16 protein-coding genes are annotated in these 17,216 nt (G+C 50.7%); all 16 read right to left on the bottom strand.

Going from position 1 to position 17,216, the window contains the following annotated elements; all coding sequences use genetic code 11:
• Nucleotides 1-137 precede the first annotated feature (137 nt).
• The 16 genes from spoVT to metG all read right to left on the bottom strand — a co-directional run bounded on the left by spoVT (nucleotide 138) and on the right by metG (nucleotide 17,159).
• Nucleotides 138-674: a stage V sporulation protein T gene (spoVT, locus tag OYT88_RS19415; protein ID WP_274402021.1), complete on the bottom strand. Its 537-nt coding sequence runs from the start codon at nucleotides 672-674 to the stop codon at nucleotides 138-140.
• A 91-nt stretch (nucleotides 675-765) separates the two neighbouring features.
• A complete protein-coding gene (mfd, locus tag OYT88_RS19410) occupies nucleotides 766-4,311 on the bottom strand; it encodes a transcription-repair coupling factor (protein ID WP_274402020.1) in 3,546 nt (1,181 codons plus the stop codon).
• A 121-nt stretch (nucleotides 4,312-4,432) separates the two neighbouring features.
• On the bottom strand, nucleotides 4,433-5,002 hold the full coding sequence (gene pth, locus OYT88_RS19405) for an aminoacyl-tRNA hydrolase (protein WP_274402019.1): 570 nt from the start codon (nucleotides 5,000-5,002) through the stop codon (nucleotides 4,433-4,435).
• A gap of 170 nt (nucleotides 5,003-5,172) precedes the next feature.
• On the bottom strand, nucleotides 5,173-5,796 hold the full coding sequence (locus tag OYT88_RS19400) for a 50S ribosomal protein L25 (protein WP_274402018.1): 624 nt from the start codon (nucleotides 5,794-5,796) through the stop codon (nucleotides 5,173-5,175).
• Between the two features lie 95 nt (nucleotides 5,797-5,891).
• Nucleotides 5,892-6,842 (bottom strand): ribose-phosphate diphosphokinase, encoded by a 951-nt coding sequence (locus OYT88_RS19395; protein ID WP_274402017.1) that lies wholly within the window; start codon nucleotides 6,840-6,842, stop codon nucleotides 5,892-5,894.
• Nucleotides 6,843-6,860: 18 nt separating this feature from the next.
• Entirely contained in the window at nucleotides 6,861-8,240 is a 1,380-nt protein-coding gene (gene glmU / locus OYT88_RS19390; protein WP_274402016.1) for a bifunctional UDP-N-acetylglucosamine diphosphorylase/glucosamine-1-phosphate N-acetyltransferase GlmU, read from the bottom strand.
• Between the two features lie 180 nt (nucleotides 8,241-8,420).
• Nucleotides 8,421-8,711, bottom strand: coding sequence for a septation regulator SpoVG (gene spoVG, locus OYT88_RS19385; protein ID WP_274402015.1), 291 nt, complete (start codon nucleotides 8,709-8,711; stop codon nucleotides 8,421-8,423).
• A 258-nt stretch (nucleotides 8,712-8,969) separates the two neighbouring features.
• Nucleotides 8,970-9,803 carry a pur operon repressor gene (purR, locus tag OYT88_RS19380; RefSeq protein ID WP_274402014.1) on the bottom strand — a complete coding sequence of 278 codons (834 nt, stop codon included), beginning with the start codon at nucleotides 9,801-9,803 and terminating at the stop codon, nucleotides 8,970-8,972.
• A 53-nt stretch (nucleotides 9,804-9,856) separates the two neighbouring features.
• Nucleotides 9,857-10,729: a 4-(cytidine 5'-diphospho)-2-C-methyl-D-erythritol kinase gene (gene ispE / locus OYT88_RS19375; protein WP_274402013.1), complete on the bottom strand. Its 873-nt coding sequence runs from the start codon at nucleotides 10,727-10,729 to the stop codon at nucleotides 9,857-9,859.
• Nucleotides 10,730-10,844: 115 nt separating this feature from the next.
• Complete coding sequence (locus OYT88_RS19370; protein WP_274402012.1) at nucleotides 10,845-11,024, bottom strand: small, acid-soluble spore protein, alpha/beta type; 180 nt, start codon at nucleotides 11,022-11,024, stop codon at nucleotides 10,845-10,847.
• A gap of 204 nt (nucleotides 11,025-11,228) precedes the next feature.
• Nucleotides 11,229-11,483, bottom strand: a complete 255-nt coding sequence (locus tag OYT88_RS19365) for a Veg family protein (protein ID WP_274402011.1) — start codon at nucleotides 11,481-11,483, stop codon at nucleotides 11,229-11,231.
• A 220-nt stretch (nucleotides 11,484-11,703) separates the two neighbouring features.
• Nucleotides 11,704-12,567 carry a sporulation peptidase YabG gene (yabG, locus tag OYT88_RS19360; RefSeq protein WP_274402010.1) on the bottom strand — a complete coding sequence of 288 codons (864 nt, stop codon included), beginning with the start codon at nucleotides 12,565-12,567 and terminating at the stop codon, nucleotides 11,704-11,706.
• Between the two features lie 220 nt (nucleotides 12,568-12,787).
• A complete protein-coding gene (rsmA, locus tag OYT88_RS19355; RefSeq protein WP_274402009.1) occupies nucleotides 12,788-13,663 on the bottom strand; it encodes a 16S rRNA (adenine(1518)-N(6)/adenine(1519)-N(6))-dimethyltransferase RsmA in 876 nt (291 codons plus the stop codon).
• On the bottom strand, nucleotides 13,656-14,219 hold the full coding sequence (gene rnmV, locus OYT88_RS19350; protein WP_274402008.1) for a ribonuclease M5: 564 nt from the start codon (nucleotides 14,217-14,219) through the stop codon (nucleotides 13,656-13,658). The genes rsmA and rnmV overlap by 8 nt, the downstream gene beginning before the upstream one ends.
• 30 nt (nucleotides 14,220-14,249) lie before the next feature.
• Nucleotides 14,250-15,035 carry a TatD family hydrolase gene (locus OYT88_RS19345; protein WP_274402007.1) on the bottom strand — a complete coding sequence of 262 codons (786 nt, stop codon included), beginning with the start codon at nucleotides 15,033-15,035 and terminating at the stop codon, nucleotides 14,250-14,252.
• Nucleotides 15,036-15,167: 132 nt separating this feature from the next.
• A complete protein-coding gene (gene metG, locus OYT88_RS19340; RefSeq protein WP_274402006.1) occupies nucleotides 15,168-17,159 on the bottom strand; it encodes a methionine--tRNA ligase in 1,992 nt (663 codons plus the stop codon).
• Nucleotides 17,160-17,216: the final 57 nt, after the last annotated feature.

Genomic DNA, 17,216 nt, shown 5'->3' with positions numbered 1-17,216 from the left:
AAATTCTAAAGTGGATTATAACACAAGTTCTCCGTTTCGACGGCAAAATGTATTGTTTTAGATAGAATCGGTTCTGAAGACACAGTAAAAGAGAGACAGACGCCCGCCTCTCTTTCTGCATGTTTTCAGCCTGTTCCTTAATGTTCCATCTGGCGCCCGAGAAAACCGGCAGCCGTTTCAGCGAGTTTCACTTCTACATTGCCTAAAGACGTTTTTTCTTTGGCAATCAGCATCACCGTGCCGATGGGATCGCCGCCAGCGATAATCGGCGCAACAACGTAAGGGCCCGTCGGATCCTCACGCCCTTCCATCAGCGGCTCCCCTTTGTTCTGTTCCAGAATTGTCTGGCGAAGTTCCATAGCTCTCTCAGGCACGGACAGGATTCTTTTATCAAGATAATCCCTCTTTGCACCGCCTGCAACTGCAATCACGGCATCACGATCGCTGATTATCGTCAGCTTGCCCGAGTTTTCGGCAAGAGATTCTGCATACTCCTTGGCAAAATCACCCAGTTCACTCATCGGCGAATATTTCTTTAGGATCACTTCGCCGTCATGATCCACAAAAATTTCTAAAGGATCCCCTTCTCGAATGCGCAGCGTGCGGCGGATTTCTTTGGGAATAACCACTCGCCCCAGGTCATCGATTCGGCGGACAATGCCGGTTGCTTTCATACAAGGATGTCCTCACTTTCCGTTAAAAATCATCTATTCCTTGTGTGTTATTATCTGCGCCCTCGCCTAAACTATGCATATTCCGTCCAATTTAACCTGCTTTTTCCGATGCCGCCCGCAGTTGATAAACGCCCTTCAGTAAATCGGTGGCTTCGCCGATCATCGGTCCGGTCGTTCTTCGGTCACGTTTGACTGTGACTTTCATTTTCTTGCCCGCAGATCCCAGACCGACGCCCGGGCCCATGCGGCTGATTGCTTTAAAAAGTGCTTCACGGTTCAGCGTCTTCCAGCCTCTTTCTGAAAAAATAATGGTCAGATCGGCATCTTTCTGCTTAATTTCCTCAACCATCAATTTATCCGCCATCACGCGCAGTTCGGCTATTCTGAACAGATCGGCCACTTCACGCGGATATTGTCCGAAGCGATCGATCATTTCTTCTTCGAGTTCTTCAATGTCCCGCATGGTTTCCGCCGTCTTAAATCGTTTATACATATCGATTTTCTGTAGCGAATCCTGAATATAAGTATCGGGAATATAGGCGTCGATGTCCATTTCAATCGACACTCTGGGCGGCGCCTCCGGTTCCCTTGCTTCGCTCCTGCGCTCGGCAACGGCATCCTGCAGCATCCGCGAATAAAGATCGAACCCGACCGAGTCGATGAAACCGTGCTGCTGAGCGCCCAGCAGATTCCCGGCGCCCCGGATCGACAGATCGCGCATGGCAATCTTGAATCCCGATCCGAGCTCTGTGAATTCTTTAATGGCCTGAAGCCGTTTCTCTGCGACCTCATTCATAATTTTGTCGCGCTGGTAAGTAAAATAAGCATAGGCGACCCGGTTGGAACGGCCGACACGCCCGCGCAGCTGGTAAAGCTGGGCAAGGCCCATTTTATCGGCGTCATAAACGATCAGGGTGTTGACATTCGGAATATCCACCCCCGTCTCAATGATCGTTGTACTGACCAGTACGTCGTCGGTCCCGTCGAGAAAATCAATCATGGAAGACTCCAGCTCGGATTCCTTCATCTGTCCGTGGGCATAGGTCACCGCCGCATCCGGAACAAGACGAGAAATCATTTCGGCCATCCTCTGAATTGTATCGACACGGTTATAAAGAAAATAGACCTGTCCGCCGCGCGCCATCTCGCGTTCAATCGCCTCGCGGATCAGGGTGTAGTTGTACTCCGTCACATAGGTCTGTACAGGGAAGCGATTTTCCGGCGGTGTTTCTATAATCGACAGATCGCGTACGCCGAGCATCGACATGTGCAGCGTCCGCGGAATCGGCGTCGCTGTCAGGGTCAGCACGTCGATATTCGCCTTCAGACGTTTGATCTTCTCCTTATGCGAAACCCCGAAGCGCTGCTCCTCATCGACAATCAGAAGGCCGAGATCTTTAAATTGCACGTCTTTCGATAATAATCGATGTGTGCCGATGACAAAATCAACCGTCCCGGCTTTCAGCCCTTTCAGCGTCTCCGACTGCTCCTTGTGCGAACGGAAGCGGCTGAGCAGCCCGATCGTAACGGGAAATTCTTCAAACCGCTCCCGTGTGGTTTCAAAATGCTGCTGAGCCAGAATCGTGGTGGGTACAAGAAACGCAACCTGCTTCCCGTCCGCGATCGCTTTAAAAGCCGCACGCAGCGCAACCTCGGTCTTCCCGTAACCGACATCTCCGCAAAGCAGCCGGTCCATCGGTTTTTCACTTTCCATGTCCTTTTTGATTTCCTCAATCGCCTGAAGCTGATCGGCCGTTTCCTGATACGGGAAGGCCGACTCAAATTCCCGCTGTGCAGCCCCGTCTTTGGCAAAGGCATGACCTTTGCTGGCCTCCCGCTGTGCATACAGTTTAATCAAATCATCGGCGATATCCTGAATCGAAGATCGGGCTTTGCTTTTAACTTTTTTCCACTCGCTGCCTCCCAGCGAATAAATCTTCGGTTCTTTGCCTTCCGAACCGACGTACTTCTGTACTTGATCGATGTGCTCAACCGGTACATAAAGTTTGTCGTTTCCTTTATAGATAATTTGTAAATAGTCTTTATGAATACCGTTGACATCAAGTGTTTCGATGCCAGCATAGCGGCCGATGCCGTGATCGACGTGGACGACATAATCGCCGATTTTCAATTCATTATAATTTTTCAGACGCTCCGCATTGGACAGCTTCCGGCCCTTTCTGGGCGTTTTGGCCGTTTTTTTCGTGAATACCTCTTTCTCCGTGATGACGGCCAGTTTCTTTAGCGGCATCTCAAATCCGTTATCCATCCGGCCCACCGTGATCTGGATCGTCCGGGCCGCCGGCATCGTTTTCTGATCCACCGTTTCCGCATGAATGCCGTAATCCGAAAGCACCTGATCAAGGCGCCCCGCCCTTTCTTTATCCGACGCTAGAAAAACAATGGCATAATCGCTCTTCCTCCACCGATCGATTTCCGATTTCAGCAAATGGATCTGGCCGTGGAAATTCTGCATCGACCGGCACGTCATATTGATCACATTCTGCGGTTGAAACTGGCCGTGATAACGCAAAAACAGTGAAAGGAGAAGAATCGGCTGGCGAATGTGCTCCACAAGTTCCGGCCACTCCACCGTCAGCGGCACATCCCTGACCATTTCGCCTCTTTGCAGCATAGACACCTGCCATTCGGCCTCTTCCCTGTCCAGCTGCTCCGTCATTTCCTGAACCCTGCTGATTTCATCCAGCACGATTAACGCTTTCTGCGGAAGATAGTCGACGATTGTCGTCCGCTGCTCATAAAAAAGAGCCGTATACTTCGCTATATCCTGAAAGATGCCGTGCTGCTGCAGGGCTTCAATGTCCGATTCGATCCGGTCGCCGAGCAGTTCTTTAACCTGTTCATTTTTCGTTTTTTCCAGCGTCGTCCTCAGTGCTTTTTCCAGTTTTTCCGCGGCGCGGTCAAACGCCTCGTCATAAAGCAGCAGTTCGCGTGCAGGTCCGATCACCAGGCCGTTCGTTACTTTGTCCAGAGATCGCTGCGTTTCACTGTCGAAAAAGCGGATGGAATCCACTTCATCGTCAAAGAGCTCAACCCGAAGCGGATGCTCTTCTGTCAGCGGAAAAATATCGATAATACCGCCGCGCAGACTGAACTGCCCGGGGCCGTTCACCATCGATTCGCGTTCATAGCCGATCGCCGTCAGTTTCTTAACAAACGCCTCAAGATCAAGCCGTCTTCCGTTTTCAAGATGAATGAGGCTCGCCTTCCACAGGTAAAGAGGCGGGAGCAGACGCTTCAGTCCGGCAACAGGGACGATGATCAGGCATTTTTTATCCCGCGCCAAACGGTTGAGAGCATCGATACGCTGACTAAGCAGTTCGGGGCTCGCAACGGCAAGATCCGAGGCGATCAGATCATTGGTCGGATAAAGATAGAGCTCCTCGGAATCTATCAATTCTTCCAAATCATTGAAAAGCTTCTGTCCCTGATACAGATTATGAGTCACGACAACCGCCGTTTCCGATCTTTCCCGATAAAGCGCGGCGATCCAAAGAGATTTGGCGCCGCCAGAAAGACCAGAAACAAGCTGCTGGGTCATGCCGCTTTCATATCCGGTCAGAACGGTCCGAAGCTCATCAATTCTTTGCTTATAAAACGTACTTAAGCCATACATTGGCAACCCTCACTTTCATCAACCCGAAAAACGCTTTGGCAGTCTGCCAAAGCTCTTATCGATTCTTTCAGCTGAACGCTTTCATGAAAACAGCTCAAAAACATCATTCCCGCCCATACCGTCACTTATTCGCATTATACTTATTCATGACCTGCGGAAAGGGTACCGTGACCCACTCGGCGGCTGCTCTGGAAGCCTGGTCGATCGCGGTGCCGATCAACACGGCTTCTTCGCCCGAAAAGCCGTTCAAAACATAATGAATGACCGCCTGATGCGATCCCTGGGGATGGCCGATGCCCACTTTTATCCTGTCGAATTCCTGAGTATTGAGATGGTGGATCAGCGACTTCAGTCCGTTATGTCCTCCCGCGCTTCCTTTCTGCCTCAGGCGGATTTTACCGACCGGAAGATCCAGATCATCATGAATCACAAGCAGATCGCCGGTCGACAGCTTATAATAACGGAGCAGCGGTCCGACCGCCTCTCCGGATGCATTCATAAACGTAAGCGGCTTCATAAGCAGAACTTCTTCACCGCCGATGACTCCTTTGCCGAATAAAGCTTTGAACCGGTTTCTTGATAAAACAATATGGTAGCGCTCCGCAAGGACATCGATGACTTCAAAACCTATGTTATGCCTTGTATGCACATATTCAGAACCGGGATTGCCCAGTCCGACGATGATCTTCACAAACGCTTCCTCACTTTCCCGTCCCCGCAGACGGCTTGTGCCTGTACCGCTGGACGGTATTAAAGAAAAACCCGAACGCCGTTTTCTATACGATAACGCTTTTTCCTCATGATAGAAAAAAAGGCGTAACGCAGTCGTTACGCCCGGCTTGATGCTGCACCAAAACTGACTTATTCTCCCGGTTGCTCCGGGGTCTGAGCGCCTTCAGCTGCAGACGGTTCTTCCGTTTCTTCTGCCTCTTCATTCTTTCCGCCGTAAGAAACCGAAACAATCACTTCTTCAGGATCGCCGAGAATCGTATAGCCGTTCTCTGTCTTAATATCGCTGATCCGGATACTTTCTCCGACGGCAAGTTCAGAAACATCGATTTCAATCGAACTTGGCAAATCTTTCGGCAGGGCACGCACCGTCAGTTCACTCAGCTGATGGTTAACGACCGCCCTGAGCTCCTCAACCTTTTCGGTCCCTTGGAGAACAACAGGAACAACAGCATCCAGTTCCTCGTTCACATTGATTTCAAGAAAATCAATGTGCTGGATTGTACCCTTCAGATTATTAAACTGCAGTTCATGAGCCATCACCGTGTATTTTTTCTTGTTGTCGATGTTCAGTGTAATAATCGCATTTCTGCCTTCATTGTGGAAAAGTTTATCTACTTCTCCGGCGTTCACTGTTATCGATTCATTGCCTACCGTTTGTCCATAAACAACAGACGGTATCTTTCCTTCTTTTCTGAGCGTTTTAGCAATCGATTTTTTCGAATCATCGCGGACTACCGCATTGAGTGTTGCCATGTTCAGCACTTCCTTCTAAAAATGATCTTTTTCTTTTTTCATCCTGCTATTTTTATTCGAACAAATTTATCGGCTCTGACAGCCTGTCCGCCGTTTTAATTAAACAGGCTGCTTACGGACAGCTTTTCATGAATGCGAATGATCGCTTCGCCCACAAGCGGAGCGACGGACAGCTGGACAACTTTATCGATTTTTTTGTGTTCAGGCAGCGGAATGGTATTGGTGACGACAAGCTCGCTGATTGCCGAAGCCTGGATCCGGTCTATGGCCGGTCCCGATAAAACAGGATGCGTACAGCAAGCATACACCTTTTTTGCGCCGCGCTCAACCAGTGCGTTGGCCGCCAGCGTAATCGTCCCCGCCGTGTCAATAATGTCATCAATAATGATGGCCGTTTTCCCTTCGATATCGCCGATGATGTTCATGACTTCCGAAACATTCGGACGCGGCCGCCGCTTATCAATGATCGCGATCGGCGCCTTCAGGCGATCGGCCATTTTCCTGGCCCGTGTCACACCTCCGTGATCCGGAGAAACAACAACGACATCCTTCAGTTTCTTACTTAAAAAATACTCGGAGAGAATCGGCACACTCAGCAGCTGGTCTACAGGGATATCAAAAAATCCCTGAATCTGAGGCGCGTGAAGATCCATCGTCAGAATTCTCGACGCACCGGCAGTTTCAAGCAGATTGGCGACCAGTTTAGCCGTAATCGGTTCTCTTGACCGCGCCTTTCTGTCCTGCCGCGCATAACCGTAATAAGGAATGACAACATTGATCGTCTTGGCTGAAGCCCTTTTCAGGGCGTCGATCATAATCAGCAGTTCCATCAAATGCTTGTTGACCGGATAGCTTGTCGACTGGATAACATAGACTTCGCTGCCGCGGATGCTTTCTTCAATGCTGATCTGAATCTCGCCGTCGCTGAATGATGAGACCAAGCATTTACCAAGCTGGATACCGATATGTTCGGCGATCTGTTTCGACAGCTCGGGGTTGGAATTGAGGCTGAATACTTTTAGATTCGGATCAAGATAGCTGACCATTCTAATGGTTCCCTCCAGTTATTTATTCGCCCTGTAATTTAACTTTAAGGCATAATTTTCTTTGTTTATCTGCCGCGATCGCGCGATAGCGAGTGCGTCCCCGTTTACCGATTCGGTAATTGTCGATCCGGCAGCCACAAAGGCCCCATCGCCGATCGTCACCGGCGCCACCAGATTGGCGTTGCATCCGATAAAAGCTCCGTCCCCGATATGTGTCGTAAATTTATTTTTCCCATCGTAATTCACTGTGATTGTCCCGCAGCCCATATTGACATCCTTACCAAGGACAGCGTCCCCAACGTAGGTTAGATGGGAGGCTTTGCTGCCCTCCCCGATCTCCGATTTTTTTACCTCGACAAAATTGCCGACTTTCACCTGATTATGGATCTTCGAGAGCGGCCGGATATGGGCAAACGGCCCGATCTGTACATGGCTGCCGACCCAGCTGTCTTCAAGGACCGACTGTTCGACGACCGTCTCCTCTCCAATCTCGCAGTTACTGATCCGGGTATGGGGACCGATCACGCAGCCGCCGCCAATATGTGTCTCTCCTGAAATGACGGTCCCGGGATAAATGATCGTGTCGGCACCGATCGTGCAGTCCGCCGACAAATACGTATTCTCCGGATCGACCAGCGTCACGCCTTCTTTCATATGATGGCGGTTAATGCGCTCACGCATGTATTTTTCGGCAGAGGCCAGCTGCAGCCGGTCGTTGACGCCGACCGTTTCTTCAAAGTGTTCCGTCTGATAGGCGAGCACCTTCTCAGATGCCTGAACGAGAAGCCCGATCACGTCGGGAAGATAATACTCGCCTTGTGCATTATGGTTTTCGACCTTATCAAGCAAAGAAAACAATTTACGATTATCAAAACTATAAATTCCGGTATTAATTTCCAGTATCTTCTTTTCTTCGGGGGTCGCATCCTTATCCTCGACAATCCGGGCAAGGTTCCCTGAGCCGTTCCGGATAATTCGCCCGTACCCGGACGGATCCCCGGTTCTGGCCGTTAAAACAGCTGCCGCCGCCTGATTCTGTTCCTGAAAATCGATCAGTTTTTTAATGGTTTCATGGGTAATCAGCGGTGTATCTCCATAAAGCACTACCGTCGTTCCGTCAAGCCCGGCAAGCCGGTCCGCAGCCTGGCGGACCGCATGCGCCGTCCCCAGCTGCCGCTGTTGAAGAAGGCATTCGGCATCCGTTCCGATACAGGTCCGGACGGCGTCGGCTCCGTGGCCGACAATCACGTATATTTTCGAAAACTGCGCCTGGCCGGCTTCATCGACAACATGCCTGATCATCGGTTTTCCGCATACCTGATGTAAAACCTTGTAAAGTTTCGATTTCATTCTCGTACCCTGGCCGGCAGCTAAAATGATCGCATAGCGATTTGACATGATAAACCCCCATACCTCTCCATTGAACCTTTTCATCCCGTTTAGACTATAGCTTAAAAACAGCCCTTTTTCAAGAGTGCCCGGCCGAAACTTAAGGCGCGCCGCCGCACGGTTCCCCTGTCGGCGGAAATAAAAAAGGAACCGCTTGCCGAAGGTTCCTTTGAATCTCTGTTCTTACTTTCATGAAGCGCCGGCTTGCTCAAAAGAAGGATCCTCCGCACAGGCATGCTGATATTCGTTCAGAACGGCGGTCTGGATTTTTTCACGTGTGCCTGATGTAATCGGGTGAGCAATATCGCGAAACTCTCCGTCCGGTGTTCTTTTGCTCGGCATGGCGACGAACATGCCGTTGTTTCCGTCAATCACACGAATGTCATGTACGACAAATTCTTTGTCTAACGTGATTGAAGCAATGGCTTTCATACGCCCGTCCGTATTGACAAGCCGCAATCTGACATCTGTAATTTCCATTGTTCAGACACCACCCTTTTTCCATGAATGCGAAACTCTTAATACATGTTTCAACACAAAAGAGTGAAATCCTGCAAAAGTCAGAAAAGAATCAAGCATTTTAAACTTTTGTCGGACAAATTACGAAAATTAAAGGAGCCGGCTTTTTCGAAATATGCTTTGCCTATGCGGTCAGTCCTGTTTTTCAGTTCCGTCTGCTTTTCCGTTCAGAAGGTTTTTAAGACAGCCCCCGACGTTTTTTCAAAGAGATGCAACTTTTCAATCGGAGCAGGATGCAAGCTGCTCCATGACATTGCCGTCTTCGATCTTCAGATTGTTCTCTGTTTCGGTAATGGAGAGCTTTAATAACGATGTATAATGGCTCACCAATTTATGCCGCTCATCTTTCCTCTCGACAAACACAGCCATTCCTACGACGACTGCACCAAATTCCCGGGAAAGGTTCATCATCCCCTTCATCGTTCCGCCCGCTTTCATAAAATCATCGACAATCAGCACGCGCGCGTTTTCTTTTAAACTGCGCCGCGGCAGCACCATTGTCTGAATTCTTTTAGACGAACCCGAAATGTAATTGATGCTGACCGTCGACCCCTCGGTGACCTTGCTCGTCCGGCGTACGACGACAACCGGAACGCTGCGCTGGGAGGCGACGGCATAGGCCAGCGGAATGCCTTTTGTCTCCATCGTCATGATCGCATCGATTTTTTCGTCTATGTAAACAGAAGCAATCAACCGTCCGATCGCATTGACATATTCCGGTCTGCCGAGAATATCCGTCATATACAGATAGCCTCCTGGGAGCAGGCGATCCGTCTGTGCCATTTGTCCTTTCAGCCTTTCGAGCAATTGTTCCGCTTCCGGGCGGCCCATACAGGGCATATAACTGACGCCGCCCGTCGCACCGGCAAGCGTCTGCAGCCGGCCGGCCCCTAAAGATTCAAAATTATCTTTTATAATGGCCAGATCTTCACTGATTGAGGATTTCGCAGATTCATACCGATCTGAAAAATACGACAGCGGAATAATCTGGTGGGGATGCTGCAGCAGAAACGCCGTGATATCCACCAGCCTGCTGCTTCTCTTCAGTTTCATAACAGTCCTCCAAATACGAATAATTCAAAGCAATTTTACACCATTATTCGTATTTAGACAAGTTCGGCCGACCGGCACAGCCGCACGGCATAAACCTGCGGACAATAACCCTTCATTCCGTTCAACAGCCGCTGCATTTTCGACTCACGCTGCGTCAGGCCGAACACGGTCGGACCGCTCCCGCTCATCAGGATGCCCTCCGCACCGATCCGATTCATATGGGCTTTGATTCGGGCGATTTCGGCGACTTTGTTCATCGTTACGGCTTCGAGAGTGTTTCCCAGCAGACGGCAGATCGCCAGAAAGTCTCTGCGCGCAATGGCGGCAATCATGGCATCGACATCCGGATGCAGTGCAGGTGCAGGCTGATCGTCCCATTCACGATAAATCTGGGCGGTCGATACGGAAACATCCGGCTTTACAAGAATAATCCAGCACGGCGGCAGCGGCGGCAGCGGACTGATCTTCTCGCCTCTTCCGGTAGCCAGTGCGGTTCCGCCCTTGATACAGAAGGCAACATCCGATCCGACTTTCCCGGCAATATCAAGCATCGACTTATAAGTCATGCCGATCTTCCAGAGCCTGTTCAAGGCGCGAATCGTTGCCGCCGCGTCGCTGCTCCCGCCCGCAAGCCCGGCAGCGACGGGGATCCGCTTATCTATGGAGACCCTTACTCCGGCGCGGATGGAATATTTCTCTTTAATCAGTTTAGCGGCCTGATACGCAAAGTTTCGATCGTCCTCGGGTACATACGGAGCGGACGCCCGGATAATGATTTCATCTTCCGCCAGGCTTTCGCATTCAACCCGATCGGCCAGGTCAATGGTTGCCATCACCATTCTGACTTCGTGATATCCGTCCTCGCGCCTGCCGAGCACATCCAGGGACAAATTGATTTTTGCCGGCGCTTTTTCAAGTACTCTCAATCGTTTCCCTCGTTTCTTATTATATCTTTCATCATATCGGAAACCGGCCGTAAGAAAAAGGGGTTCTGCCTTTTATTCGGCAAAAACCCCTTTTTTCATGCTCAATCATCGTGCCTTAATCAGCATGATCCGTCATTTGCTGTTCGGCTTTCTCAATGGCGCGCCGTACCATATTTCCCGCATCGCGGGCACGGATGCCGCCCCATCCTTCTTTTTTCACCGTATCATAAAACCCCAGCTCTTTGGCAAGTTCTATTTTAAACGCTTCAGACATGATGCCCTTTCGTCTGGCCATGACCGGTACAGCTCCTTTCCAATGGTCGAGCAAGAATAGGATGTGCCGGCCGTCCTTTTTCTATGCGCCCAGGCAGCCTGGATGAAAAAGGGACGCGTCTGTTTGAAATACGTACGCCCGTTTGCCTCCATCAACCGGGAAACAAAAAAAGCGGGTGCACGCATCCGTTGATCATCGATTGCTTTTCGAAGACAAAGAAGGGCTTTACTGCCCGCTTGCCATTTCCTCTAAAAAAGTGAGCTCTACCGAGTCCGTCAGCACGTCCGTATAACTGTAGGATACACGGTCGTAGTTGTTCGAATCTTTATCCAAGCGTACGATAAAGACAGACGGATAAGTCCCTTCCAAAACGCCGATGCGTTGAATGGTTTTACGCCTGCCTCCGCTTGCCTTAAGCGTTAAGCGCTTGCCCACGCGTTCATCCAAAGCGCCTTTGATATCATTAATGGTTTTTCCCATCTCGACAATCCACCTCGCTCAATTATAAGTGTACCACAATGGATGCCAAAAAGTCAAAATATTTTTGATTATATCAAGAAATCGTTATGACTGTCAATGTTTTTGATGATTTCTTTAATACCCTTTTTGTTTCCTTTACTAATATGCGCTTTAATGAGCAATAAAATTCAACTGTCGCTTTTTTTAGAAAAAATCGGCAACGGCGAGGCAGCAGGATCGGCTATTCCGGCGGATAAGGCAGGCCCGTCCGCAGCATGCCGCGGCTTTCCACCCCGCCGAGTCCGCCCGGTCCGGTCAGCGTATTCCGAAGCACTTCCCACACATTGACGCTGTCCATGAATGAGGTAAAACTGATCTTGGCAGCAAGATAAACCGGGTCGAGCGCATGAATGTTGACACGGTCCGGAGAACTTGCAAAATTGGCGCCCGAACGGATCAGCGATTCAAAATGCGACTGGCAGGCACCGGCAAAAATAATCAACTGATCAAGGCCCGGAGAGTGATAGCGGACCTCCTTCACCGTCCGGACAAAATGCCCGGAATGGCGATAAGCCTTGATCTCTTCCGGGTTTCCCTTATTTTTCATAAAAGCGTCATGACCCGTCAGAACGAGAATATCCGGGCGAATCTGAGCAACCAGTTTGGGAACGCGTTCAGGCATTTCCTCCTCAAGCATGTATTTCCCGATGACGGGCACATTCAGCTTTTCGTAAACATTCAGACACTTTCGTAAATAATACGGATCACCGTCAAGATGCAGGACCCGTCCGGGCATTTCGAAGTAGGAATTCCCCGACCGGTAGCCGCTGGTTGCCGTATACTCTCTTTTTAATTTCATCTGCTGATAATCCTGGCGGAACAGCCGGTAAGATTCCGCTTCCTTGGAACGGGTCTTTTGTTCATACCTCTCCTGATCGCGGTCGGTGACCACCTTCAAATCATCCAGCGGCGCATCTGCATAGAGCCGCAAGTCATGTCCCGTCAGTTCGGCCGTTTCTGTCTCAGAGTGAATCATCACCACACGAAAGGGCAGATCAAACTGATAGGACGCCCTGGCCACGATATCCCCCACCTGAATCGCCATGTTCGTCTCCCTTCTCCCCATCCACAGACCGTGCGTCCGAAATCAAGGTCATCCCTATCATCTTATGTTATGAAAACAGCCGATATGCGCCTTCAAAAAAGCGGCCGTACAGCCCCCGCCGGAATTCCGGAAACGCGGAATGTGCGGCGGCAATGATTCAATAAAAAAACAGGAAGCGATTCCGTTTCCTGCAAAAAATATTTTGATGAAAAAAACCACTTTAAGTTATATCCCTTTGCAAAGCATCGCTGAGCCGGGCAAATTCGGCAATCGACAACGTTTCTCCGCGGCGTTCCGGATCAATGCCGAGGGCATGAAGAAGGGAAAGAAGCTCCGCCTTTCTGTCTTTGGAATAGAGATTGTTTATCAGATTATTGATCAGGGTCTTCCGGCGCTGTGCAAAACTGGCGCGGACAAGTCTGAAGAAAAAGGCCTCGTCCTGCACGTTTACTTTTTTTGCGGAACGTACGTCAAGCCTGATGACGGCCGAATCGACATTGGGCTGCGGAACAAATACAGTTTTCGGCACCGTCATGACGATCTTCGGATCGGCTGTATACTGCACGGCAATCGACAGGGATCCGTAGCTTTTCTGGCCGGGTCCGGCTTCCAGCCGGCTGGCGACCTCTTTTTGAATCATGACAACAATTGTCCGGACAGGCAGTCCGCCGGTCAGCAGTTTCATCAGAATCGGCGTTGTCACATAATAAGGCAGATTCGCAACAACGGTCAGCGGAGCCCCTTCAGGACACTCCTCAGCGATTATTCCTCCGAGATCGATTTTCAGCACATCGCCGAAATGTACGGAGACATTTTCATAGCCCTGCAAAGTTTCCCTCAGTATCGGCTCCAGCCGGCGATCGATTTCGATTGCGATCACTTTTTTTGCTTTTTCGGCCAGGAACCGGGTCAGCGACCCCGCACCCGGTCCGATTTCCAGTACATAGCTGTTTTCTGTCAGCTCTGCCGCTTCGACAATATGTCTCAAAATGTTCTCGTCGACAAGAAAATTCTGGCCCAGGCTTTTTTTCAAGGCGAATTGATGCCGGCGAATGGCATCCAGTATGACTCTCGGCGAAGAGATGCGTTTATTCACCGGCGGATCCTCCTCTATTGACGGCAGCCATGGCCCGATCCAGTTCCTCCGGAGTGATCCGGAACATGCGCAGCCTTTTATATAACTGTTTACCGTTTGTATAGCCGATTTTAAGCAGATCGCCCAGCTGCTCGCGGAGCCGGCGGGATTCGGCGCCGCCAAGCAGCCCGTAATCTCTCAGCATCTGCATCGAAATCTGTTCATCCGGACTTTCAAACTGCGTGTAGACTTTGGAAAGGGCTTCGCGGATAACCGCAGGCGACGCATGTTCAATGCCCAGGCTTTCATTTAACGCTCCCCTGCCCTGACTGCGGGTAATAAACGCATGCTTGCATCCGGGTACCTGCCGGCTGATGATTTTGCGGATCCGCTCCCCGGGGAAGTCCGGATCGGTAAAGACAATCACCCCGCGCCGCTCACACGCCCGGCGAATGGCCTCAATAGTCTGCCGGCTGACCCGTGACCCGTTGGTTTCAATCGTATCGGCCTCGAGCGCCCGGCGGATGGCTTCTGTATCGCTTTTCCCTTCCACCACAATAATTTCTTTGACAATCATATCCTGACTCCCCCGCTTTATACCTTACCCTCAGTTTATTTGAGAAAACCGGCCGATATGAAAACAGCGCTCGGCATTTTCCGAGGTAATTTCCGCGATCTCAGCCAGCGATACGCCTTTAATCCCGGCCAATTTTTCCGCCACCAGGCGGACTCTTGCCGGCTCATTGCGCTTCCCGCGAAACGGCTGCGGGCTGAGATAGGGGCAGTCCGTTTCAATCAGCAGGCGGTCGAGCGGCACCCTGGCCGCTGTTTCCCGCTGAAGGCCGGCATTTTTGAAGGTCAGCGGGCCGCCGAAACTGATATAAAAGTTCAGTTCGATAAATTTTCGGGCCCACGGCCAGTCATCACTGTAACAATGCATGACGCCGCCGACCGTATCGGCACGCTCCTCACGCAGTATCTGCTCTGTATCTTCCGTCGCCTCTCGGTTGTGGATGATCAGCGGCAGCCCCTTTTGAACCGCCAGACGGATCTGTCGCCGAAAGACGGCGTGCTGCACCGTTTTCGGCGACTTGTCCCAATGATAATCGAGTCCTATCTCGCCCAGCGCTACAATCTTCGGATGGTCTAAATTTCTCGTAATCAGGCTGAAGTCTTCCTCGGTCATATCGACGGCGTCTTCCGGATTCCATCCGATTGCTCCATACAGGCCGTCATAGTGATCGAGAATCGGAAAGACTTTCCCGATCAGCGGCCGGTCGCAGCCGACAACGACCATCCTGTCGACTCCCGCTTCCCGCGCCCGCTGCAGAACGTCCGAAAAATCCCCGTCAAAAACATCGTCGTTGATGTGCGTGTGCGTATCAAATAACATGAGGCACCTCTCCTGTTCTATGAAAAAGTCATGCCGAACAGCACCGGAAACGTGTCCGTACAAAAAGCGGGAAGCCATGCATGTAGACATCTGCACATTTCTTCCCGCCGGCTTTCTTTGTGTATTTCAGGATTAACGGATCTTTGTCCCGTTCGGCAGCTGCCCGGCAACGGTCGCTACTTTCAGCCGGCCGTTTGCTTCTCCGGCCAGCAGCATTCCCTGCGATATTTCACCGCGCAATTTTACCGATTTCAGATTGGCAATCACAATGATTTTCTGCCCGATCAGTTCTTCGGGTTTATAATAAGCAGCGATTCCTGAAACGACCTGACGCTTTTCGTAGCCAAGATCAAGCTGCAGTTTCAGCAATTTGTCGGATCCTTTGACCTTCTCGACTTCGAGCACTTCGGCGACCCGCAAATCGATTTTTTCAAAAGTGTCCAATCCGATTTCTTCCGCAGCCTTTGATTTTTTTTCTTTATTCCCGTTCAGCTTCGTTTCCGCCGCTCCGCGCATCCGCGATTTAATGTAGTCGACTTCTTTCTCAATGTCAAGGCGGGGGAAAAGCGGATCTTCCTTGTGAACCGTCCAGCCGCCATTATTGACGGTATAATCATAGAGTGAATCCCAGGTTCGGTCGGCCGGATCTGTCACGCCGAGCTGACGGAAAATTTTTTCCGGCGTCGATGTGAAAAACGGCTGGATCAGAATGGAAACCGAGCGGATCGCATTGACCAGATGCGCCAGGACAGACGCCAGTTCTTTCTTTTTCCCTTCATCCTTTACCAGGACCCACGGCTGTGTATCGTCAACATACTTATTCGCCTGTCCGATCAGTTTCCAGATGGCGGACAGCGCAACAGAAAACTGGAGATTCTCCATCTGTGCCTCGACGACGGAAACAGTTTTCGTGAGCGCCTCTTCAAACGGCCGGTCAAAAGCCGTTATCCGGCCGGGATAAGCGGGAACGCGGCCGTCGCAGTATTGCTCAACCATGGCGACGGTGCGGTTCAGCAGGTTGCCCAGATCATTGGCCAGATCGAAATTGATCCGCTCAATGAACGATTCCGGTGTCCACACGCCGTCGGCGCCGAACGGCACTTCGCGCAGCAAGTAGTAGCGCAGCGCGTCCAGTCCGTAGCGGTCGATCAGCGGTTCGGGATCGACAACGTTGCCCTTCGACTTGGACATTTTGCCGTCTTTCATCAGCAGCCAGCCGTGTCCGAACACTTTTTTCGGCAGCGGCAAACCGAGTGCCATTAAGATGATCGGCCAGTAAATCGTATGGAAACGAACGATTTCCTTACCGACCAGATGAACGTCGGCCGGCCAATATTTTTTAAATTTACTGTCATCTTCCGATCCGTAGCCGAGCGCCGTGATGTAGTTGGTCAGCGCATCCAGCCAGACATAGACGACGTGTTTCGGATTGCTCGGCACCTTGATGCCCCAGGAAAACGAAGTCCGCGAAACAGCCAGGTCTTCCAGACCGGGCTTGATAAAGTTATTAATCATCTCGTTCTTGCGCGATTCCGGCTGAATAAAATCGGGGTGCTCGTCATAATATTTCAGCAGCCGGTCGACGTATTTGCTCATCTTAAAGAAATAGCATTCTTCTTTGACCTTCTCGACCTTGTGTCCGCTGTCCGGACTTTTGCCGCTGATCACCTCGCCTTTGTCGTTACGCTCGATGTCGACGAGCTGCGACTCGGTATAGTAGGTTTCATCAGGTATGCTGTACCAGCCTTCGTATTCGCCGAGATAAATATCTCCCTGGTCGAGCAGCTTCTGAAAGATTTTCTGCACGACCTTGGTATGACGTTCCTGTGTCGTGCGGATAAAATCGTCATAGGAAATATCGAGTTTCTTCCACAGTTGTTTGATTTGGGCAACGACTTCATCGACATAGGCGATCGGCGTTGTCCCTTTTTCTTCCGCCTTTTGTTCAATTTTCTGACCGTGTTCGTCGGTACCGGCCAGAAACATGACGTCATAGCCGCGCAGTCTCTTGTAGCGACACATGGCGTCTCCGGCCACCGTTGTATACGCGTGGCCGATATGTAATCTTCCGCTCGGATAGTAAATTGGCGTCGTTAAATAAAATGATTTCTTTTCTCCAGCCATAAAGTCCCTGCAACCTCCTTAAATAGCGATTCCAAATGATTCCTTTCTTAAATGAAC

Origin of the sequence: Sporolactobacillus sp. CQH2019 (genome assembly GCF_028765345.1) — a bacterium.
Taxonomy (GTDB): domain Bacteria; phylum Bacillota; class Bacilli; order Bacillales; family Sporolactobacillaceae; genus Sporolactobacillus.
The sequence above is the reverse complement of the archived record's forward strand: the minus strand, read 5'-3'. Positions and strand labels throughout refer to the sequence as shown.